The organism is Streptomyces sp. WAC07094, assembly GCF_036320405.1.
Lineage (GTDB): Bacteria > Actinomycetota > Actinomycetes > Streptomycetales > Streptomycetaceae > Streptomyces > Streptomyces lannensis.
This window is the reverse complement of record NZ_JAVMJZ010000001.1, coordinates 1342907-1364960: the sequence shown is the minus strand read 5'-3', so window position 1 is coordinate 1364960 and position 22054 is coordinate 1342907. Positions and strand designations below refer to the sequence as shown.

The following is a 22054-nucleotide window of genomic DNA, read 5'->3' as shown; positions in this document are numbered from 1 at the left end:
TCCGCCGTCCCGCCCGCCGCCGCGGGCCTCAGATGCCGCAGGGAGAGCTGAACCTCCAGGAGCCACCCACGCTTCCGGAGACGGTGCCGGACAACGCGGCCGTGTGGACCTATCTGCCCATGGCGATGATGTCCGTCTCCATGATGCTGATCTTCGTCAGGCCCGGCGCCTCGGCCAGCGTCTTCACCTACATGGCGCTCGGCATGATGGTGCTGGCCGCGGGGGCCATGATGGTCGGGCAGGTGATGCGCAAGGGGAGCGACCGCAAACAGCGGCTGCGTGGCGAACGGCGTGACTATTTGCGCTACTTGTCCCAGACCCGCCGCAAAGTTCATCGGGCCGTGATCGAACAGCAACACGCGCTGGCCTGGCGCCACCCCGCACCGACGGCCCTGCGCTCGATGGTGCGCACCACCCGGCTGTGGGAGCGCCGACCCAAGGACGACGACTTCGCCGAGGTCCGTATCGCCGTGGGCGACCAGCAGTTGGGGATGCGGCTGACCCCCTTGTCCACCAAGCCGGTGGAGGACCTCGACCCGCTCTCGGCGCATGCGCTGCGTCGGTTCGTACGGGCCTACAGCACCGTCCCGGACCAGCCGATCGCGCTCTACCTGCGGTCCTGGGCCCGGGTGCTGCTGCGCGGCGACGATAAGGCCGTACGGTCCGCGGTGCGCGCCGCGCTGTGCCAACTGGCGCTCTTCCACCCGCCGGAGGAACTGTGGATCGCGCTGTGTGTCGCGGACGAGCGGCGGGCGGAGTGGGAGTGGGTCAAGTGGCTGCCGCACAATCTGCATCCGCAGGAGCAGGACGGTGCAGGACCCGCCCGTATGGTGGCGTCGGCCTTCAACGACCTGGAGGACCTGCTCGGTGCGGAGTTCACCGAACGTCCCGTCTTCGACCCCGACGCGCTGCCGGGCCGTGACGAGCCGTTCACCGTGATCGTGGTGGACGGTGTCACCGTGCCCGCGGGGCATCGACTGGACGGACCCGGATTCCGCAACACCGTCGTCGTCGACCTCTCGGGCGCCCTGCGCTGGCGTCCGGGCCGCACCACGCTGCGGCTCGACGTACGGTCCGACTCGCTGCGCCTCGTGCGCACCGACAGCAGCCGCAAGGAGCAGACCACGACGCTGGGCCGGCCCGACGGGGTCGGACCCAAGGGTGCCGAGGCACTGGCCAGGATGCTGGCGCCGTACCGGATGAGCCTGACCGCCGAGACCGCGGAGCCGCTGGCCACGGACGTGGAACTGACCACCCTGCTGGGCATCCCCGACCTGCACCGCCACGATCCGGAGACGCTGTGGCGGCGCAGCACCGGCGCGGCCCGGCTGCGTGTGCCGGTCGCCGTCGGTGCCGACGGCGCGCCCGTCGAACTGGACATCAAGGAGTCCGCGCAGGGCGGTATGGGCCCTCACGGCATGCTGATCGGGGCGACCGGCTCCGGCAAGAGCGAGCTGCTGCGCACCCTGGTGCTCGGCCTCGCCCTCACCAACTCCTCCGAGACCCTCAACTTCGTCCTGGTCGACTTCAAGGGCGGCGCGACCTTCCTCGGCCTGGACGAACTCCCGCACACCTCGGCGGTGATCACCAACCTGGCGGACGAGGTCGCCCTCGTGGAGCGCATGCAGGACGCCCTGCACGGTGAGCTGATACGTCGTCAGGAGCTGCTGCGGGCGGCGGGCAACTACACCTCGGCGCTGGAGTACGAGAAGGCGCGGGCGGCCGGGGCCGCGCTCGACCCGCTGCCGAGCCTGTTCGTGGTCGTCGACGAGTTCAGCGAACTGCTCGCCGCGCACCGCGAGTTCATGGACCTGTTCGTCATGATCGGCCGTCTCGGACGGTCCCTCGGAGTGCATCTGCTGCTGGCCTCGCAGCGCCTGGACGAGGGGCGCATGCACCAGCTGGAGAGCCATCTGTCGTACCGCATCGGCCTGCGCACCTTCTCGGCGATGGAGAGCCGTGGTGTGCTCGGTGTGCCGGACGCCTACCAGCTGCCCTCGCAGCCCGGCTCGGGCTTCCTGAAGAGTGGTGTCGAGGCGCTCACCCGGTTCCGGGCCGCCTATGTCTCCGGGGCCTATCGCCGCAGGCGGGGCGCCGCAGCCCAGGCGCGGGTGGCCAGTCAGGTGGTGCCGTGGACGGCCGGCTGGGTCGTTCCGCGCACCCCCGCCCAACTGCCCGATCCGGAACCCTCGGCGGACGAGGCCGACGAGAGCGGCCCCTCGCTGCTGTCGGTCGCCCTGGACCGGCTGCGTGCCTCCGGACCTCCGGCCCATGAGGTGTGGCTGCCGCCGCTGGACCTGCCGCCCACCCTGGGCGCGCTGCTGCCCGGCCTCACCCCGGACGCCGAACGCGGACTGACCTCGCAGCGGTGGCCGGGAACCGGGCGGCTGCGGGTACCGGTCGGCCTGGTGGACATGCCGTTCGAGCAGCGACGCGACCCGCTCGTCGTGGACCTCGCGGGCAGCGGCGGCCACATCGGCGTCGCGGGTGGCTCGCAGAGCGGCAAGTCGACCGTGCTGCGTACGCTGATCGCCGCGCTCGCGCTCACCCACACCCCGCTCGAGGTGCAGTTCTACTGCCTCGACTTCGGCGGCGGAACGCTCTCCGCGCTCGCCGGACTGCCGCATGTCGGCGGGGTCGCGGCCCGGTTGGACAGCGAACGGATCACCCGTACGGTGGCCGAGGTCACCGCGGTGCTCAACCACCGCGAGCAGTTCTTCCTCGACCACAACATCGACTCGATGGCGACCTACCGCAGGCGCCGGGCGGCCGGCGAGTTCCCCGACGAACCGCACGGTGACGTCTTCCTCGTGGTGGACGGCTGGTCCACGGTCCGCCAGGACTTCGACACCCTCGTCCCCACCCTCAACCAGATCGCCGCGCGCGGCCTGAACTACGGCATCCACCTGGTCGTCGCCGCAGCCCGCTGGATGGAGCTGTCCGCCCAGGTGCGCGACCAGATCGCCACCCGGCTCGAACTGCGGCTCGGCGACACGATGGACTCGGTGGTCGACGTACGCAAGGCCGCCACCGTGCCGCGCACACCGGGCCGCGGTCTGACGACCGACACCAAGCTGCACTTCCTGTCCGCCCTGCCGCGCATCGACGGCAAGGACAGCGCCGAGGACCTCACCGACGGGGTGGCCCAGCTCGTGGAGAGCGTGGCCAAGGCGTGGCAAGGGCCCGCCGCCCCGCCGGTGCGGATGCTGCCGCACCGGCTCCCGGTCGCCGAACTGCCGACGCCGGAGGTGGTGGAGGGGCTGCGGATCCCGCTCGGCCTCGACGAGGAGACGCTGTCCCCGGTGTGGCACGACTTCAGCCGTACTCCGCACCTTATGGCCATCGGTGACACCGAGAGCGGCAAGACCAACCTGCTGCGGGTGGTCGCCGAATCCATCACGACCCGCTACACCCCGGCCGAGGCCCGCATTCTGGTCGTTGACTACCGGCGCGAGCTGGTCGAGGCGGTGCCGGAGGAGTACCGCCTCGGCCACGCCGTCTCGGTCGACGGTCTGCGCGAGCTGGTGGGCGGTTCGGCGCGGGCCATCAAGACGCGGCTGCCCGGTCCCGACATCACCCCGGCCCGGATGCGGCAGGCGGACTGGTGGACGGGCCCGCGGCTGTTCGTCCTCGTCGACGACTACGACATGGTCGGCGGCAGCAACGCCTTCGACCATCCCTTCGCGCCGCTCTTCGACCATCTGGCCCTGGGCCACGAGGTGGGGCTCCATCTGGTGGTCGTCCGCTCGGCCACGGGCGCGGGCCGTGGCCTGAACGACCAGCTGCTGCGCCGGCTCGACGAGGTCAACACCCCCGGGCTGCTGATGTCCTGCCCGCCGTCGGAGGGCTATGTCTTCGGCACCATCAAGCCGCGCAACCTGCCGCCGGGTCGAGCGCAGCACATCACCCGCCGCAAGCCGACCCTGATCCAGACGGCCCTTGTGGGGGAGTGACCCCGAGGGCCCCGAACGGCCACGGCCGTCGGGGCCCTCCACCGCGGACGCCGGCCGTCCGCCGTACGGGGCGGCCTGCCGCGGGACGTTTCCACGGTGGGCCGGGCTGCTCAGGCGGTGGTTCGCCGGTGGTTGTGCCGGGGCGGCGGGCTGTCGCGGGTCGGATGCCGGTCGGGGTTCGGCGGCGGGAATGGCCGCCGCGGCCCGTGCGACCCGTAGGAACCAGTCCTGCGCGAGCCGCCGTGAGCGGAAGTTTCGCCGGGCCGCCCACGGTTGTGGGCGTGCCGCGCGGTCCGGGGTGGGGTCAGCGGCGGGCCGGGCGCCAGTTGCGGGCCCGGCCGCGCGGAATGACGACCGAGGCCCAGACGACCAGCAGGACGACTCCCGCTCCCGCCGCCGCGAGCACGACCGCACGGTGGGTCGCGCGTTCACCGGCCGCGTCGGAGTGGAGACGGACCGCCGGGGCCGGATGGGCCCGTGCGGCCCCGGCGGCCGGCTCCCGCACGGAGGTGAGGGCCGCGTAGGGGTCGAGGCGCGGCACGTCCGCCGGATAGGCCGTGGCCGTCAACTGCCGGGCGACCTGTGCCGCCGTGAGGTCGGGATGGGCGGCACGGACGATCGCCGCAGTACCGGCGACGTAGGCCGCGGCGAGCGACGCACCGGAGCCGATGAAGTGTCCCGTCCCCTTGGGGCCGGGGCCCACGACTCCGTCGCCCGGCGCGGCGAGGTCGGCGGAGCGAGGGGTGTAGGCGCCGTCGGGGCGCTTGCCGGCGACGTCGACGTCGAGCACGGACAGCACGCCCTGCTGGGCGGCCGGCCAGTAGTCCTGGGGCGGCGGTGCGGAGGAGGAGGCGGCGGTCGTGGGCGCGTCGGGCACCGCGGCGGCCACGATCAGGGCGTCCCGGTGGGCGGCATGACGCACGGCCGAGGTCAGGGCGTCGGAGCCCTGCACGAGGGCGGGGGACACCTCGACGATCCGGGCCCCGGCGTCCACCGCGGCACGGATGCCCGCCGCCACACCGGCGGCGGTGGCGACACCGTGCTCGTCCGTGCCCCGGACGCCGAGGACGCGTGCCCCCTGGGCCACCCCCGCGAAACGCACACCCTTCGCCGGGGCGGAGGCGATGATCCCGGCGACGAAACTGCCGTGCCCCACGCAGTCCACGCCCGCGCCGCCGACCGCCGTGACACGGCCCTTCAGGGTCGGTGCCTGCTGCGAGACCCCGGTGTCGACGACCGCGACCGTCACGCCCGCACCGCTTCCCCGCTGCCGGACGCCGGACAGGCCCAGGGAGTGCTGTTCCCACGGCACCGCGGAGGCCACCGCGCTCGACGCACCAGCGCAGGCGGCGCCGTCGGAGAGCCGCGACTTCAGCACCGGCAGCCTTACGGTGGTGCCCGCCGCGAAGGCCACGGGGGATGTCGTCCCCAGTGCCGTCACCGTTGTGAGGACCAGCGGTATCAGCGCTCGCAGGGAGCGGGGGAGGCGACGCATGGCACGCATACTAGAGCGTGTCGTGGAAGCCCTCGGCTCCGCGGACCCCTCGTAGGCCGCCGCTGTTCGGCACCCGGCGGATCGCCGCGCCGTCCCCTCCGCCATCGCGACCCAACTCCGCTCGTGCAAGCGGGAGTTGCTGTGGAAGGCTGTCGTCGGCCGTACACGGGCGGGGCCGTGGGGCCGTCGAGAGGAGCATGGTGTGGGACAGGACGGCTTGCGCACGGACGAGATCGACACGAGCAGGGCGCACCCCGCGCGGATCTACGACTATCTGCTGGGCGGCAAGGACCACTTCGAAGTGGACCGTCAGGCCGGCGAGGCACTCGTCGCCGCCGCACCCGAGGTCCGGGCCGGCCTGCGGGCCAACCGCTCCTTCCTGCAGCGCGCCGTCCGCCATGTGACCGGAACAGGGGTCCGCCAGATCCTCGACATCGGGTGCGGACTGCCCACCTCACCCGATGTCCACGAGATCGCCCTGCGGCCGGCACCGGACGTGCGCGTCGTCCACGTCGACAACGATCCCATCGTGAAGGCACAGGGAGACGCGTTGCTCAGCCGCTCGGGGGCGACCGGGATCGTGCTCGCCGACCTGCGCGACCCCCTGGCCGTCGTGGGCCACCCCGAGGTCCGCCGGGTCATCGACTTCGACGAGCCGGTCGCCCTGCTTCTCGGGGCCGTACTGCACTTCATCACGGACGCCGAGAACCCCGCGCAGATCGTCGCCACCCTGCGCGACGCGCTCCCGGCCGGAAGTTTCCTGGTGCTCTCCCACGCCACGGACGACTTCGCCGACCGCACCAAGGCGCAGTCGGTCTACAACGGGGCCACGGCCACCCTGAACCTGAGGTCCCGCGTCGAGGTCGAGCGGTTCTTCGCCGGTTTCGACCTGCTCGAGCCGGGCCTGGCCCAGATCCCGTTCTGGCGCCCGGACGGCCCGCCGCCGGCAGGGTCCGAGGTGATCGGCTTCTACGGGGGCGTGGGCCGCAGGACCGGCTGAACCGCCGTTCGCCGCCCCGCGGGTCACGGGCCCGCCCGCGGGGACAAGGTCCGGGAGGGGCGCGTGAGGAGCGGGTTGTGACCGCTCGGCGGATCGGGACAGTCTGTGCGCATGGAGTTCTTCTGCTATCACCGCGACCGGCCCGGTTCCGTCGCGCTGCGCGACGAGCTGCTGGAAGAGCACTGGTCCTACATGGACCGGTTCGCCGCCCAGTTGATCGCTCGCGGCCCCACCTTCGCCGACGACGGTGAGACGCCCACCGGGAGCGTGCACATCGTCGACCTGCCCGATCCCGCGGCCGCGCGTGCGTTCGCCTTCGACGAGCCCAACCACCAGGCCGGTGTGTACCGGGACGTGCTGTTGCGCCGGTGGCGCAACCTGCTGGGTCGCACCATGTGGGACTTCCCCGGTGGGCGCACCGGCGGCGACCGCTACCTGGTGCTCGGTCTCGGCTCGGGTCCGGCCGCCGATCTCGACGTACCCTCCGACCGGGACGGGCTGGTCGCGTACGGTCCCCTGCTGTCCGACGACGCCGCCACCTGGCTGGGCACGGCGGTGCTGCTCCGGGCCCCGGACCCGGACACGGCACGTGCCGTCCTCACCCCGGAGCACTACGCCGGCATCGAGGTCCACGAATGGGAGTTCGGCGGACGGAGGTGACGGGTCGGGACGTACCGGGCCGACGGTGCCGGGCCCACGACGGCCCGGCACCGCAGCCGGACACCGTCCGTCACACGACGGGCTCCTGCCGGGGCACGTCGCCGGGCACCAGCAGACGCAGGTCCTCGATGCCCGGCGCTGCCATCGTGCTCAGCCTGCCGGCCTGACGGGTCATCATGCTCTCCAGGACCTGGCGGGCGAGCCGCGCGTTGCCGAACGAGCGGTCACGCGGCAGCGAGTCGAAGTACTTGCGCAGCACCTGGCCCGTGCCCGGCCCGCATTCGTATCCCACCGAGGTGGCGTGCTGGCGCACGATGGTCACCAGCTCGTCCGAGGAGTAGTCCGGGAACTCCACCCGCCGCGAGAAGCGGGACGACAGACCGGGGTTGGAGGACAGGAAGCGCTCCATCTCCTCCGTGTAGCCGGCGACGATCACCACGACCTCGTCGCGGTGGTCCTCCATGAGCTTGAGCAGCGTGTCCACCGCCTCCCGCCCGAAGTCGGAGCCCGCGGACGGCCCCGACGGCGTCAGGGTGTAGGCCTCGTCGACGAACAGCACACCGCCCAGGGCGCGTTCGAAGACCTCGCGGGTGAGCTGCGCGGTGTGACCGATGTACCGGCCCACCAGGTCCGCACGGGACACCTCTACCAGCTGTCCGCGCGGCAGTACGCCCAGGGAGACGAGGAGTTCGCCGTAGAGCCGTGCGACGGTGGTCTTGCCCGTGCCGGGCGGCCCGGTGAAGACCAGGTGGTGGCTGATGCGCGGCACCGGAAGCCCAGCGGCCTCGCGCTGGCGCGCGGTGGACAGCAGGTTGACCAGGTCGGTGACGTCCCGCTTGACGGCGGCCAGGCCCACGAGGTCGCCCAGCCGGGCCAGCGGGTCGCTCTCCTGCCCCGCGGCGGACTCGCCCGACACGGCCGCGGCGACCTCCTCACCGAGGTCCTCCGCCACGAGCAGCGTCAGGTCCCGTTCGCCGACGTCCGACAGCGACGCCAGCCGGAACGCCTGCCGGTCCACCATCTCCTCGAACACCTGCCGGGCCGCCCGGCCGTTGCCGAACGTGGCGTCCTTCGGCATGCGCTCGAAGTGCAGCGCGAGCGCCTTGCGCGCGGTGTCGTCCAGCTCGTACTGGTGGCGGGCGCACATGCTCTCCACGATCGCCACCAGCTCCGGCACCGCGTAGTTCTCGAACTCGACGGTGCGCGAGAAACGCGACGCAAGACCGGGGTTGGAGGCAAGGAACGCCTCCATCTCGGCGGAATACCCCGCCGCCACCACGACGATGTCCTCGCGGTGGTCCTCCATCAGCTTCAGCAGCGTGTCCACGGCCTCCCGGCCGAAGTCGGCGCCCGAACTGCGTCCGTCGGACAGCAGGGTGTAGGCCTCGTCGATGAAGAGCACGCCGCCGAGCGCCTTGGTGAAGGTCTCGGTGGTCTTGATCGCGGTGCCGCCCACGATCTGGGCGACCAGGTCGGCACGGGAGACCTCGACCAGATGTCCCGAGCGCAGTGCGCCCAGTTCGGCGAGGATGGTGCCGTACAGGCGTGCGACGGTCGTCTTACCGGTGCCGGGCGGCCCGGCGAAGACGAGGTGGCGGCTCATCGGCGGCGCGGACATGCCGAGCCGGGCCCGGCGCTGGGCGAGCTGGGTGAGATTGACGAGTGTGCGGACCTGGTGCTTGACGTTCTCCAGGCCGATGAGGCCGTCGAGCGCCGCCAGCGGCCCGTCCTCGCGGGTGAGCCCCGCGTCGCCGTCGCCGCCGGACGCCGGGTCGGTGCCCTCGGCGTCACCGAGCCCCCAGGCGTCCCGCTTGCCGTTCCCGCTGCTGGTCAGCCCCTCGACGGCGAGCCGGTCTCCGGGCCTGGCCTGGACCAGGCCGCCTCCGGCGTTGTCGCGGGCGGTGCAGTTGACGACGGACACCGGTGAGGTGCTCTCGATCCGGTAACCGTCCTTGGCGCTCGCGGCCACCTCGCAGGCGTTCAACGAGGCCCGCCCCCCGTCGGCGACGAGGACGCCGTGACCGGTGCTCCCGCTCACCTTCACCCGGGTGGCGGTGACCTCTCCGTCCTCCTGCACGGTGATCCCCGCCTCGGCGGGCGCACGCACCTCGCAGTCCCGGACCGTCATGATGCCGCCGGCGCCGATCGACAGACCGCCCGCGGACGGCGAATCGACGCTGCCGCCACCGACGTAGACGTTGCCGTCGCCCTCGGACCTGATGCCCGCGCCGCCCGGCCGTTCGATCTCGCAGTCCTCCAGCCGCCCCCGGCCGTCCTTCACGACCTCGACGCCGTGGCCGCCCGGCGCGCTGATGCGGGCACGGCGCAGCAGCGGATTGGCCCCGGTGCGTATGGAGACACCCGCCCCGGCCGCGTCGAGGATCTCCATCCGGTCCAGTTCGGCCGCCGAGTCCTCCTCCAGCAGCACGGCCGTCTCCGCGCAGTCGCGGATCGTCAGCCCGACCAGGACGGGGGAGGCCGATCCCGTCACCCGCAGCGCCGGCGCCTGCGCCGCGTCCAGCCAGCAGTCCTCGAAGGTGCCCCTCGAACGCTCGGTGACCAGCAGCCCGTGGCTCTTGGTGCGGGCCGTGCGGCAGCGGCGCAGCAGCGGATCGGTGCCAGCGCCCAGCACCACGCCGGGTCCGGAGGTGCCGGTGACCCGCACGTCGTCGAGCGTCGTACGGGACTGGCTGGTCAGGTGTACGCCGGTGCTCGTGTCGTGGACGACCGTGCGCAGCACCCGGGTGGTGCTGCGGTCCTCCAGCGCGATGGCCGGCTTGTCGGTGGAGGAGATGTCGCACTCCTCGACTGAGCCCTGGGCCTCGCCGTTGGCGAGCACACCGTTGCCGCGGGCGTCGCGGATGGTGCAGCCGCGCACGGTGATCCGGCCGTTCTCGCCGATCACCACGCCGGATGTGCCGAGGTGTTCGATGGTGCAGGACTCGATGGAGCTGTCCACGGCCGAGGTCGCGACGACCCCGGCGCCCCCCGGATTGCTGATCCGGCAGTCCCGCAGGGCCAGCGAGCCGCTGCCCCGGGCCAGCAGCGCGGCCCAGGCGGTGCCGCTGACCTCGCAGCCGTCCATCGCGACCTGTCCGCGCGGGACGTCGATGACCGGCAGTTCGTCGTCCCGGCCCCGGATCACGAGGTCGGTGAGCATCACGGCGTCCGCCTTCAGCACCACCGCGCTGCCCCTGCGGGGGGCTATCTCGACCGTGCCGCGAGACTGTTCGGCGACGATGGTGACCGGGGTGGTGATCGTCAGGTTCTCCGCGTAGGTACCGGGGAAAACGCTGATGACGGCTCCGCTGCGCGCCCTCGCCAGGGCCTCACCGATCGTCCGATAGCCGCCCGGCCGCTCGTGGCCGACCGTCAGTACCTGGCGTGACAAGCGTGAACCTCCTGTAGACGGCACCGGCGTCCACGGGACCGGGATGCCCGGCGGTGCCTGGCGTGAGCGGCACCATCATGCCGGGCGACAGGAGCGCCCGGCCACACCAGGCCGGTCGCACCGCGCAATCCGCCCGGCTCGGTACACGCGGCGGCCCGTTCCGCCCGCCCTGCCTCACGGCCGCTTTCCGCCGCGTCCCCCACCTGGCGGAACCCGCCGCGGGCCGCACCGCCACCCGACATATGCTGATTTCGAACCTCGGGGGTCGTGACCTACGGCAGGCCGTGCTCCGCGGCCCGGTTGGAGTCAGCCCATGACGCATTCGCGTGGACGGCTGCGCAGGGCGGCCGCGACGGTCGCCACGGCAGGGACGCTCCTGCTGCCGCTCGTCGCCGCTGCCACTTTCGGTATGCCGGAGCCGGACACCAACGCCGTCACCGTCGCCCTGCCGCACCTACCGCCCGACGCCACGCCGTTGGCGACTCAGGACGTACGGGACCTCACCCCCGACGTGCGGCGGCAACTCGACGCGGCCGTGCGCCGGGTCATGCGGGAGGCGGATGTGCCGGGGGTGACCGTGGGGCTGTGGATGGGCGACAAGGGCAAATACGTGCGGTCGTTCGGGGTCGCGGACAAGGCCGACGGGAAGCAGATGTCCCGGAACCTCGACATGCGGATCGGCAGTGAGACCAAGACGTTCACCGTGACGGCCCTGCTCCAGCTCGTCGACCTGGGCAGGGCCGGCCTGGACGATCCCATCGGGAAGTACGTCGACGGCGTGCCGAACGGGGAGAGGATCACCCTGCGCGACCTGGCCGGGATGCGCAGCGGGCTGTTCAACTACTCCGAGGACGACGACTTCTACCGGGCACTGACGTCCGATCCGCGGCGTTCCTTCACACCGCGGCAACTGCTGGACTACTCCTTCGGGCACCCCGTGCAGTTCTCGCCGGGGGAGAAGTTCGACTACTGCAACACCAACCTCGTCCTGCTCGGTCTGGTCGTCGAGAAGGTCAGCGGTGAGCGGCTCGGGGACTTCATCGAGAAGTACGTCCTCGCCCCGGCCGGGCTGGACCACACGTCGTTCCCGTCCGACGCGGCGTTCCCGGCCCAGCATGCGCAGGGGTACACGAACCAGACCGCGAGCGGGAAGACCGAGGACGCCACCGACTGGAACCCCTCCTGGGGCTGGGCGGCCGGAGCGATGATCTCCGATCTGCACGATCTGAGCGTGTGGGCGCGCACGGTGGCCACGGGCACGCTCCCGAACGGCGGCCCGCTGATCAGCCCCGCCCTGCAGAAACAGCGTCTGACCACGCCCCCGACGGCGATCCGCGGCGCGGGGTACGGACTCGGCATCTTCAACGTACGGGGCTGGCTCGGGCACAACGGATCACTGCCGGGCTACGAGTCCCTGACGGTGTACCTCCCGTCGGCTCGGGCGACGCTCGTGATCCTGCTCAACACCGATGTCGACCATGACGGTCAGGAGCCCAGCACGCTGTTCGGCGAAGCCGTCACGAGGATCGCCACGCCGGGGCACGTCTTCGACCTGCGCGCACAGCCCGCGGCCCGGTGACGGACGACGGGCCGGTCGCGGGCAAGCAGTTCGGGGACCGTGCGGGCTGCGTCCTGCCTTCGGGCCTGGAAGAAAATCCGGTGCCTGCCTCCCGGCCCGCTTCCTACACTCGTCACACATCGCGCGCCGCCACGTCCGTTCGGCGCGACTCGTGACGAGTGAGGGGAGCCGGCCGTGCGTGAGCGCACCACCGTCGTCGTCCCCCCGTCGCGGTCCGAGGTGATTCAGGTGTCCCGGAAGGTCCGGTGCCGGCTGCGCGGCCGGGACCGGATGCCCGTGACGAACGGCTGACGTCCCGCGCCCCACTGCCCGAGCACGCCGGGCCGGGCGTGGCCGTCGCGTCTCGAACCGCCTCCGCGCCGGGCCCGTTCGCCCGGGAATCGCGCCGCCCTGTTCGGAATCACCCTGAAAGGCCACGGGCCGTGCGTACCGACCTGCACCGTCATCCCACCAGTCCGCTCACCGCCGTTCGCAATCTGGGCATCCTGGCCCACGTCGACGCCGGCAAGACCACCGTCACCGAGCGGATCCTGTATGTCACCGGGACCACCCACAAACGCGGGGAGGTCCATGACGGCACGACCGTCACCGACTTCGACCCCCAGGAGCGCGATCGTGGGATCACCATCTTCGCCGCGGCGGCCAGTTGTGCCTGGGACGGCCACCGGATCAACCTGATCGACACCCCGGGCCATGTCGACTTCGCCGACGAGGTCGAGCGTTCGCTGCGCGTCCTGGACGGAGCGATCGCGGTGTTCGACGCGGTCGCGGGCGTCGAGCCGCAGAGCGAGTCGGTGTGGCGGCAGGCCGACCGCCACGGGGTGCCGCGGATCGCCTTCGTCAACAAGCTGGACCGTGTGGGTGCCGATCTCGACGCGGCGGTGGAGTCGATCCGGCGGCGGCTGCATCCCGCCCCGCTGGTGGTGCAGATGCCGATCGGCGCGGAGGGGGACTTCACCGGTGTGGTGGACCTGCTGCGCATGCGGTCGCTGATCTGGGCGGACGGTATCGACTCGGCCGAGGAGGGGCCGATACCGACCACCCTGCGTGAGGAGGCGCTGCGGCGTCGCAGACTGCTGGAGGAGGCCGTGGCCGAACTGCACCCCTCGGCGCTGGAGGAGTTCTGCGCCGCGTCGGCGCTCGGCGAGCGGACGCTCGCCCGTGCGCTGCGCGACCTCACACGCACGGGCGACGGCCTGGTGGTGCTGTGCGGCTCCGCCTACCGCAACCGCGGTGTCGAGCCGCTGCTGGACGCCGTCGTGGCCTATCTGCCCTCGCCCCTGGACGTGCCCGCGGTGCGCGGTGGCGCGGACGGTGCGGAGCAGGAGCGGGCGGCCGATCCGGCGGCGCCGTTCGCGGCGCTGGCGTTCAAGGTGCAGGCGGGCGCCACGGGCCGGCTGACGTATCTGCGTGTCTATTCGGGCACGTTGAGGAAGGGGGAGACGGTGCTGGACGCGGGAGCCGGGCGTACCGAGCGCGTCGCGCGGATCCTGCGGGTGCGGGCCGACCGCCATACGGAACTGGAGCTGGCCGTGGCCGGGGACATCGTCGCGGTGGTCGGGCCGAAGGCGACCCGTCCCGGATCGACGCTGTGCGCACCGGGGGCACCGCTCGTCCTCGAAGCGCCCACGGTCGCCGAACCGGTGGTCTCGGTCGCGCTCGAGGCCCGCAGGAGCGCCGACGCCGGCAGGCTGGGTCCGGCACTGGCGCGACTGGTCGAGGAGGACCCCTCACTGGCTCTGCGGGCCGACCCGGAGACCGGTCAGACGGTGCTGTCCGGCATGGGTGAACTGCACCTGGAGGTGGCGGTGGAGAGGATCCGCCGCGACCACGGCCTCGATCCCGCCGTCGGCCGGCCGCGGGTGACGTACCGGGAGACCGTGGCCCGCGGCGTCACCGGGCTGGTGTACCGGCACGTCAAACAGGACGGCGGCGCGGGTCAGTTCGCCCATGTCGTCCTCGACGTGGAGCCGTTGCCGCCCGCGGGCGACGGTGACGCCGCGACCGGTTTCGTGTTCCGCTCGGCCGTCGTCGGCGGCCGGGTGCCGCAGGAGTACGTACGGGCCGTGGAGGCCGGTTGCCGGGACGCCCTGGCCGAGGGGCCGCTCGGCGGTCATCGGGTGACCGGGCTGCGCGTCGTGCTGACGAACGGCGCGATCCATCCGAAGGACTCCTCGGAGACTGCGTTCCGCTCGGCCGGGCGGCTCGGCCTGCGGGCGGCGCTGCGGGCCTGCGCGATGCTCCTGCTGGAGCCCGTGGCCGAGGTCACGGTGACGGTGCCCGACGACGCCGTCGGCGGGGTGCTGGGCGATCTGGCGGCACGCCGTGGCAGGGTCACGGGTTCCACGGCGCGGTCCGGCGGCACGGTGGTCACCGCCACCGTGCCGCTGGCCGAACTGTTCGGCTACGCGACCCGGTTGCGCAGCCGTACCCAGGGCCGCGGGTCCTTCACCGCCCGGCCGGCCGGTCATGTCCCGGCTCCGGGCGCGGCGTCCGACGGGACGGCGCTCCGGTAGGGGCCGGCGACGGCCCCGCCCCGAGCGGGCGGGGCCGTCCGTGCACCCGGTGTCCCGCGCCGCACGGGACGGGAGTCCGCAGGTCAGGGCGTCCGTCCCGTCCCACGGGACGTTCCTCGCGTCCCCTGGAACGGTGGAACGGAATTCCCGGGCGTCGGCGCGGACACGCTGGGCGACGTGAGATCACGCCTCGTGATCGGCACTGTCAGTACGGAGGTTTCCATGATTCGTCGGACACTGCAGGGCGGCCTGGTGGCCGCGGTCGCGATGTTCGCGCTCGTGCCCACGGCGGCCGTTGCCGCCGAGGGCGACCACGCCGGCCCGGCATCGGTCGTCGCGACGGTCCCGCACCGCCCGCACACGCTGCTCCCGGTCCCCGCCCGGCACACTCCCGTCCGTCACCGCGCGCACCGGTTCACGCGGCACCACCACCACTACGTCAGGCACACGCGCCGCGTCCACCACGTCACGGGGGCGGCGTACCACCACCGCGCCCGTCGGGTCGTGGGCCGGGTCGCCACACAGCACAGGTCGCTGAACGTCCGCTCCGGCCCCGGACTCGGCTACCGCGTGATCAGCCACCGCCGGGCCCAGGGCCGGGTGTTGCTGGTCTGCAAGAAGCACGGCTCCTACGTCTTCGGGAACCGGCGCTGGTACAGGCTCGCGGGCAACAGGGGATACGTCTCCGCCCACTACGTCCGTCCACGGAGCGCCGTGCGCTGGTGCTGAAGCCCCACCCTCACTCCCTCCAGAAGAGCAGCCCGCCCGGACACCTCCGTGTGTCCGGGCGGGCCGTCGGTGCGTCCCGGTCCCGTCGGCTCACCCTCCTCATACCGCCCCCGATGTGTGACGGCCCCTCAAACAAGGGAACACATCCCCACAACGTGGGCGAACCGCCCAAAGTGGAATCGGCGTTGAGGGAAAGGTCATGCGACAGTCCCAAGGATCGAGACCGTGAAGGCAGGCGCAGCACGGACGGAGGCGCCCCATGGGCCCGCGGCCGCCCCGCTCGCACCGATGGGCGGACCGTTCGTGACGGAGCTGCGCGATCTGAAGGAGAGCACCGGTCTCAGTCTCGCGGCCCTGGCCGCGCGTACCCCGTACAGCAAATCGGCTTGGCACCGCTATCTCAACGGTGCCCAGCGGCCCCCGCGTTCGGCCGTGGAGGCGCTGGCGCGGCTCGCGGGCGTCGACCCCACGCCCGTTCTGGGCCTGTGGGAGGCTTCCGATGCCCCGCCGGCCGTGGACGCACCCTTGCGCACCGGGCCCGCCCCGTCGCGCCGCGTCCGTCTGCGGCGGCTGCCGCTGTCGGCGCTCGCCCTGATCGTCACCATCGCCGCCGTGGCCGTCACCCTGGTGACCTCCCACCGCTCCGGGGCGCCGGGCGCACGGTCGGTGGCGGCCTCCCACCGGTGCCGGGGCAGCTCCTGCCAGGGCCAGTTGCCCGACGTCGCCGCCTGTGACCGGGACGCCCAGACCAAGAGCACCGTCCGGGCCGCCTCCTACGCGGTACGGCTCGAGTACTCGCCGTCCTGCGGAACGGCCTGGGCCGAGGTCGTGGCGCGGAAGTCGGCGGACCGCGTGATCTCCGTGCGCTCGGGGCGCGACGTGCTCTCCGCGGCGTACCCGGGCGACGGCTCCGGCGGCACGGCGAGTCCCATGCTGGCCGCTGCATCACCCGAAGGTGTGGAGGCGTGTGCCGAGGTGGACGGCAAACTGGCCTGTACCGGCCTCGGTGCCCTGTCCGGCGGTGATCGATGAGCGGGTGATCGTACTGGACATGCGCACACGCCGTGCCCGTGTCGCCGCTTTCCCCCTGACGGTTGTCCTACATGTTGTAGGGTTTGGCCCGTCCGTCGGCCGGTCGGCATCGGCCGGCACCCAGTCACCGATCGGGGGATCTGTGCAGGAGTCCGACGAGCCGTCACCAACCGACGGTCCGATCTACGAACGGCTGGTGGATCGGGCCCTCGACCTTCCGCTGGTCGCGCACGCGATCGACGCCGGGGGCGCGGGTCCGTCGCGCGCGGCACTGCGGGCGCGGGCACTTCAGGTGGGCGACCGGCTCGCCGCCGCCGCACCCGAGGAATACGCCCGTTATCTCGCGCTGCGGGCCGCCGTCCTCGCCCGTGGCGGACGGAGGCACGGCGAGGGCGGCCGGTCCGGAGGCGGGTTGCTCCCCGTCCTCGCGGTACTGGTGCCCAGTCTCGGGGCCGCTGCCACCGGCGTGTTCCTGCTGTGCGGGTTCGGCCTGCGCGCCTTTGCCGTACGCCCCCACATCGGCGACGGCCTGGTGATGGCCGGGGTGATCGCCGCCGCCGTGACGGCGGGTGCGGCTCTGGGGGACCTCGCCTGGATCCTGGCGACCCGGTCGCGGGGCCGCTGCGGACAGGGCGGGGACGGTCGCGCGGACGGCGATCCAGAGGTGCGCTCGGCCCGCGCGGACTGGGAGCATGCCGTGCTGGAGCGGGGAGTGGTCCCGTTCCTGCTGGGGCAGCTCGATCCCGGGCGCGCCGATTGCCGGGGTGCAGGAGGCGATCGCGTCGAGGCGCGGCACGCGGACGGCGGGCCCGTGGACCGGGAGCGCGCCGTGGGTGCGGAGGAGAGAGCCCAGTAGCGGTGCCGGGGTGCCGCGTGGGCCGGTCCCGGCCGGAGCAGCCGTTCTTGCCTGACTCCTACCGTGGGCGGGGTCACGACCACCCCTACGGCATGTAGGGTCGAAGTGATGTCCGAGACGGCCGGCCGAGGGCAGACCGTCCCCGCACATGTGTCCTCTTCCGTCCCCGCCGGTCGCTCCGGCCCCCGTCAAGGTGAGTCATCGCGGTGCCCGCACAGCAATCGACACTGATCCCCCGGCAGCAGGCCCTGCACCACCGGGGTTCGGAGGGGGAACGCACGCCCCTGCACGCCCGGCTGCGCCCCGGGGCCGCCGCCGCCACGGTCTGGTACCTGAGGCTGCAGGCCGTGCTGAACATCGTGGCGGTTCTCTCACTGCCCTTCCGTGAAGAGGTGCACGAACACAACGTCGGCCGGTTCTTCACCCCGTACCTGGCCACCGCCGGACTGGTGTCCGCTGCCCTCGCGCTGTTCCTCGCCGTGGTCATGCGGCGCCGCAAGCGCGCCGCATGGATCTTCAACATGCTGCTGGCCGGTCCGCTGTTCGCGCTCTACGTCCTCGCCCTGACCCAGGGCGCCTATCGGCAGCACGTCTTCAACTGGATCTCGACGTTGCTCACCGGCGTGTTCGTGGCGGCCCTGCTGCTCGGCCGCAAGGAGTTCCGGGCCGTGGGCGACCGCTCCAATCCCAAGCTCGCGCTCGTCGTGGGCGCCTGTGGCGTCCTGGTCAGCGGAGGCATCGGCACCTTGTTGGTGGACGCCACCAACAGGGTGCCCGGCGCCTCACCGACCGACAAGATCGCGTACACGCTGCTGCGCGGGGTCAGCGTCGGCCCGCTCGCCGACCGCATCGACACCGTGGACGCGCCGCGCTGGGTGGACATCATCATCAACGTCCTGATGGCAGCCACCTTCCTTCTCGTCCTGTACGCCTGCTTCCGCGCTCCCCGCGGCCGGGAACTGCTCGGCGAGCAGGACGAGCAGCGGCTGCGGGCCCTCCTCGCGCGACACGGCGAACGCGACTCCCTCGGATACTTCGCGCTGCGCCGCGACAAGGCCGTCATCTGGTCCCCGAGCGGAAAGGCCGCCATCACCTACCGCGTCGTCGGCGGCGTCACCCTGGCCTCCGGTGACCCGATCGGCGACCCCGAGGCATGGCCCGGCGCCATCGACGAGTGGCTGGAGGAGGCCCGCCGGCACGCATGGACCCCCGCCGTGATGGGCGCGGGGGAGGAGGCCGGGACGATCTACGCCCGGCACGGCCTCGACGCGCTCGAACTCGGTGACGAGGCCATCGTGGAGGTCGCCGACTTCAGCCTGGAGGGACGCGCGATGCGGGTCGTGCGCCAGGCGCACAACCGTGTGGGCCGGGCCGGATACACGGTGCGGATCCGCCGCCACGGCGACATCCCCGAGGCCGAGATGGCCCTGCTGATCGAGAAGGCCGACCACTGGCGGGAGGGAGGCGGCGAGCGCGGCTTCTCCATGGCGCTCGGCCGCCTCGGCGACCCCGCCGACGAGGGCTGCGTGATGCTCGAGTGCCGCGACAGCGAGGGAGAGCCCCGGGCCCTGCTCAGCTTTGTTCCCTGGGGGGAACGCGGCCTCTCCCTCGACCTGATGCGGCGCGACCGCCAGTGCGAGAACGGCCTGATGGAGTTCATGGTCATCGAGCTTCTGCTGCGTGCCCGGGAACTCGGCCTCGAGCGGGTCTCGCTCAACTTCGCCATGTTCCGAGCGGTGTTCGAACGCGGCTCCCGCCTGGGCGCGGGTCCCGTGCTGCGGTTGTGGCGCTCGGTGCTGACCTTCTTCTCCCGCTGGTGGCAGATCGAGTCGCTCTACCGCGCGAACGCCAAGTACCGCCCCGTGTGGGAGCCGCGCTTCCTGCTGTTCGAGAAGAGCGGCGACATCCCGCGCATCGGGATCGCCAGCGCCCGGGCCGAGGGCTTCCTGACGGTGCCGAGCCTGCCGCCCCTCGGGCGGCGCCACCGGCGTGACGCCCAGGGGCAGCCGCGAGCGGCGCACGGGAAGGGTTCCTGACCGGGTGGGCGGAGGGTCATCGAGCGGCAAAGTCCCGGGCCCGCGGTGAGACGCGGCGCCCGGGCCCGCGTACAGCAGGGGAGGGGGAAGCCCCCCGCGCCGCCCCCCACCCGGAGGTACCCCGCCCGTGACGATCGTCAAAGCACCCCCGGCGCCGGTCGGCCGGCAGCACGGCGAGGAGCCTCCGCAGCAGGGTTGGCAGTTCACCTCCACCCACGGCCTGGTACTCCTGCTGCTCCTGCTGGTCGTCGGACAGGGCCCGATCCGGCGGGCGCTGTCCACGCCGGTGATGCAGAGCTGGATGACCGTGTTCCTCGCGGTGGTGGTACAGGCGCTGCCCTTCCTCGTGCTCGGTGTCCTGCTGTCGGCGGCCCTCGCGGTGTTCGTCCCGCCCTCGTTCTTCGCCCGCGCCCTGCCGAAGCGGCCCGGCCTCGCGGTACCGGTCGCGGGGGTCGCCGGGGCGGTCCTGCCCGGCTGCGAGTGCGCCTCGGTGCCCGTCGCCGGGGCTCTGGTGCGCCGGGGTGTGGCGCCCTCGGCGGCGCTCGCATTCCTGCTGTCCGCGCCCGCGATCAACCCGATCGTGCTGACCGCCACGGCCGTCGCGTTCCCGCGCAATCCGGAGATGGTGCTCGGCCGCTTCGTGGCGAGCCTGCTCGTCGCGTGTGCCATGGGCTGGCTGTGGCAGCGACTCGGCCGCACGGACTGGCTGCGGCCGCCGGCGCGCGCCACCTACGAGGGCGACGGCAAGGGTGCGGCGTTCTGGGGGTCGGTACGCCATGACGTGATGCACGCCGGGGGCTTCCTGGTCGTGGGCGCCATGGCCGCGGCCACCCTCAAGGCCGTCGCCCCGGAGAGCTGGCTGCGTACGGCGGCCGGCAACCCGGCGGTGGCCGTCCTCGCGCTCTCGGTGCTCGCCGTGCTGCTGTCGATCTGCTCGGAGGCGGACGCGTTCGTCGCCGCGTCGCTGTCGCAGTTCTCGCTCACCGCACGGCTGGCGTTCCTGGTGGTCGGACCGATGATCGACCTGAAGCTGTTCGCGATGCAGGCCGGCACCTTCGGCCGCTCGTTCGCGCTGCGCTTCGCCCCCGCCACCTTCGTACTGGCGATCCTGATGTCGGTCCTGGTCGGGGCGGTGCTGCTGTGAACCGCCAGGCACAAGCGGCCGTCCTGTTCCTGGTCGGCGGGGCGATGCTGCACGCCGGCACCACCAGCCTGTACCTGCGTTACGTCAAGGCAGGGCTTCAGCCGCTGCTGCTCGCGGCCGGCGCCGTCCTGATCGTGGCGGCCGCGGCCACCGCCTGGTACGAACTGCGCCGGGCGCGGGAGGCCCGGCGGCGTGCGGAGACCGAGTCCGACGCCGGGCACGGCGACGTTCAGGACGGGCACGACGGGCACGAAGACGACGGGGGCCACGGTCATCGCGAGCCCCGGATCTCCTGGCTTCTGGTGCTGCCCCTGTTCGCCCTCATCCTGGTCGCGCCGCCCGCGCTCGGCTCCTACAGCGCCCTGCGCAGCGGCACGGCCCTCCAGCCGCCGCTCGCCTATCCGGCCCTGCCGTCCGGTGATCCCGTGAGCCTCAGCCTGGTGGACTACGCGGGGCGCGCGGCGTACGGGCACGGGCGTTCCCTGGGCGGACGTACCGTCGAGGTCACGGGGTTCGTCGCCCTCGACCGCGGTGGCACGCCCTACCTGGTCCGCATGGCCCTCAACTGCTGTGCGGCCGACGCCCAGCCGGTGAAGATCGGACTGTCCGGAAAGCTGCCGCCCGTGCTGCAGCCCGACTCCTGGCTCGAGGTCACCGGCACCTACAGCGGCAAGCGCGCCGAGGACCCGGTCAACGGGGGGATCATCCCCTTCATCGACGTCACCGCCGCCCGGCCGGTGCCGACTCCGAAGGACCCCTACGACGAGAGCTGGAACCAATAGGGGGCGGGCCCGCCCTCGGGTGCGGCGGCCGGGTGCGGCCCCGGGTCAGCCGTCGGCCCGCACCCCGTCAAGGGCCACGTTCAGCACCCGGTCCCGCTGGGCGTCGTCCAGGAAGTTGGTCGCCGTGATCCCGGCGACCATGCGCAGCAGGTCGTCGAGGTTGATGTCGGTACGGGCCCGGCCGGCCTTCTGCGCCCGCTCGAACAGCGGGCCGCCCGCCTGGTACATGGACTCCCGGCAGGCCAGGAAGATCTCCGACTCGTCGTCCATCGCCTGCCGGATGGCCCGCTTGGTCACCGTGTAGTCCACGAAGCGGCGCAGCCAGGAGGTGAGTGCCTCCCACGGATCCAGCTCCGCGACGTCCCGGGCCACCCGGCACAGGTCGTTCACCTCGTCCGCGTACACGCTCTCGAAGAGATGGCGGCGGGTCGGGAAGTTCCGGTAGAGGGTGCCGATGCCGACCCCGGCCCGGCGGGCGATGTCCTCCAGAGAGGCGTCCGCGCCGCTCTCCGCGAAGATCTCGCGCGCGGCCGCGATCAGCGCGTCGTAATTGCGGGCGGCGTCCTTCCGGTGCGGGCGCTGGGACGCGACCAACTGGCTGACGGGGAACGGCTGAACCGTCACTGCTGCCTCCCTGGCCGGAACTGAGGTTGAAGCGGAGGTTTGCCTCCGGTACAGTGGAGGCGTACCTCCACTTTAGCAGTCGGGGTGTGCCCGTCATGGACGCGTGGGGCCACACGCGCCGTCGACGGCCTCGTACCCCCTTTTCCCTTCCCCGAGACGGGCCCGCGGTCCGCGCCGCCCGTCCACCAGCCAGCTTCGCGACCGGTCCCTCCGTGGCCGTCGGCGTGCTCCGTGCTGTCCGCAGCGCGCACGCGTCC

At 72.6% G+C, this 22054-nt stretch carries 14 protein-coding genes; 11 read left to right on the top strand and 3 right to left on the bottom strand.

The window, feature by feature from the left end; all coding sequences use genetic code 11:
• Positions 1–32: 32 nt before the first annotated feature.
• The gene (eccCa, locus tag RCR19_RS06100; protein ID WP_331269358.1) at positions 33–3953 is read left to right on the top strand and encodes a type VII secretion protein EccCa; all 3921 of its coding nucleotides are present in this window, start codon (positions 33–35) and stop codon (positions 3951–3953) included.
• Between the two features lie 304 nt (positions 3954–4257).
• Here eccCa and RCR19_RS06095 read toward each other — a convergent pair whose 3' ends face one another.
• A complete protein-coding gene (locus RCR19_RS06095) occupies positions 4258–5448 on the bottom strand; it encodes a S8 family serine peptidase (protein WP_331264161.1) in 1191 nt (396 codons plus the stop codon).
• Positions 5449–5650: 202 nt separating this feature from the next.
• On the opposite strand from RCR19_RS06095, the gene RCR19_RS06090 reads away from it, so the two are divergent.
• A complete protein-coding gene (locus RCR19_RS06090) occupies positions 5651–6448 on the top strand; it encodes an SAM-dependent methyltransferase (RefSeq protein WP_331264160.1) in 798 nt (265 codons plus the stop codon).
• 111 nt (positions 6449–6559) lie between these two features.
• Positions 6560–7108 carry a YciI family protein gene (locus RCR19_RS06085; protein WP_331264159.1) on the top strand — a complete coding sequence of 183 codons (549 nt, stop codon included), beginning with the start codon at positions 6560–6562 and terminating at the stop codon, positions 7106–7108.
• 70 nt (positions 7109–7178) lie between these two features.
• On the opposite strand, the gene RCR19_RS06080 is transcribed toward RCR19_RS06085, so the two are convergent.
• Positions 7179–10499, bottom strand: a complete 3321-nt coding sequence (locus RCR19_RS06080; RefSeq protein WP_331264158.1) for a right-handed parallel beta-helix repeat-containing protein — start codon at positions 10497–10499, stop codon at positions 7179–7181.
• Between the two features lie 313 nt (positions 10500–10812).
• On the opposite strand from RCR19_RS06080, the gene RCR19_RS06075 reads away from it, so the two are divergent.
• The 8 genes from RCR19_RS06075 (at position 10813) to RCR19_RS06040 (ending at position 21173) form a co-directional block, all read left to right on the top strand.
• Positions 10813–12078 carry a serine hydrolase domain-containing protein gene (locus RCR19_RS06075; protein WP_331264157.1) on the top strand — a complete coding sequence of 422 codons (1266 nt, stop codon included), beginning with the start codon at positions 10813–10815 and terminating at the stop codon, positions 12076–12078.
• A gap of 422 nt (positions 12079–12500) precedes the next feature.
• Entirely contained in the window at positions 12501–14594 is a 2094-nt protein-coding gene (fusA, locus tag RCR19_RS06070; RefSeq protein ID WP_331264156.1) for an elongation factor G, read from the top strand.
• A gap of 222 nt (positions 14595–14816) precedes the next feature.
• Positions 14817–15323 (top strand): SH3 domain-containing protein, encoded by a 507-nt coding sequence (locus tag RCR19_RS06065; RefSeq protein ID WP_059128578.1) that lies wholly within the window; start codon positions 14817–14819, stop codon positions 15321–15323.
• A 225-nt stretch (positions 15324–15548) separates the two neighbouring features.
• On the top strand, positions 15549–16355 hold the full coding sequence (locus tag RCR19_RS06060) for a DUF2690 domain-containing protein (RefSeq protein ID WP_331264155.1): 807 nt from the start codon (positions 15549–15551) through the stop codon (positions 16353–16355).
• Positions 16356–16551: 196 nt separating this feature from the next.
• Positions 16552–17211, top strand: a complete 660-nt coding sequence (locus tag RCR19_RS06055) for a hypothetical protein (RefSeq protein ID WP_331264154.1) — start codon at positions 16552–16554, stop codon at positions 17209–17211.
• Positions 17212–17495: 284 nt separating this feature from the next.
• Positions 17496–19247 (top strand): phosphatidylglycerol lysyltransferase domain-containing protein, encoded by a 1752-nt coding sequence (locus RCR19_RS06050; protein ID WP_331269357.1) that lies wholly within the window; start codon positions 17496–17498, stop codon positions 19245–19247.
• A 127-nt stretch (positions 19248–19374) separates the two neighbouring features.
• Complete coding sequence (locus RCR19_RS06045; RefSeq protein WP_331264153.1) at positions 19375–20391, top strand: permease; 1017 nt, start codon at positions 19375–19377, stop codon at positions 20389–20391.
• Positions 20388–21173, top strand: a complete 786-nt coding sequence (locus RCR19_RS06040) for a TIGR03943 family protein (protein ID WP_331264152.1) — start codon at positions 20388–20390, stop codon at positions 21171–21173. The genes RCR19_RS06045 and RCR19_RS06040 overlap by 4 nt, the downstream gene beginning before the upstream one ends.
• A gap of 45 nt (positions 21174–21218) precedes the next feature.
• Here RCR19_RS06040 and RCR19_RS06035 read toward each other — a convergent pair whose 3' ends face one another.
• Complete coding sequence (locus tag RCR19_RS06035) at positions 21219–21797, bottom strand: helix-turn-helix domain-containing protein (protein WP_331264151.1); 579 nt, start codon at positions 21795–21797, stop codon at positions 21219–21221.
• Between the last annotated feature and the right edge of the window lie 257 nt (positions 21798–22054).

Excerpts from the sequence above, each read along its gene's own strand:
- eccCa (WP_331269358.1), top strand. The coding sequence starts at position 33 with ATGCCGCAGGGAGAGCTGAACCTCCAGGAGCCACCCACGCTTCCGGAG.
- RCR19_RS06095 (WP_331264161.1), bottom strand. The coding sequence starts at position 5,448 with ATGCGTCGCCTCCCCCGCTCCCTGCGAGCGCTGATACCGCTGGTCCTC.
- RCR19_RS06085 (WP_331264159.1), top strand. The coding sequence starts at position 6,560 with ATGGAGTTCTTCTGCTATCACCGCGACCGGCCCGGTTCCGTCGCGCTG.
- RCR19_RS06075 (WP_331264157.1), top strand. The coding sequence starts at position 10,813 with ATGACGCATTCGCGTGGACGGCTGCGCAGGGCGGCCGCGACGGTCGCC.
- RCR19_RS06065 (WP_059128578.1), top strand. The coding sequence starts at position 14,817 with ATGATTCGTCGGACACTGCAGGGCGGCCTGGTGGCCGCGGTCGCGATG.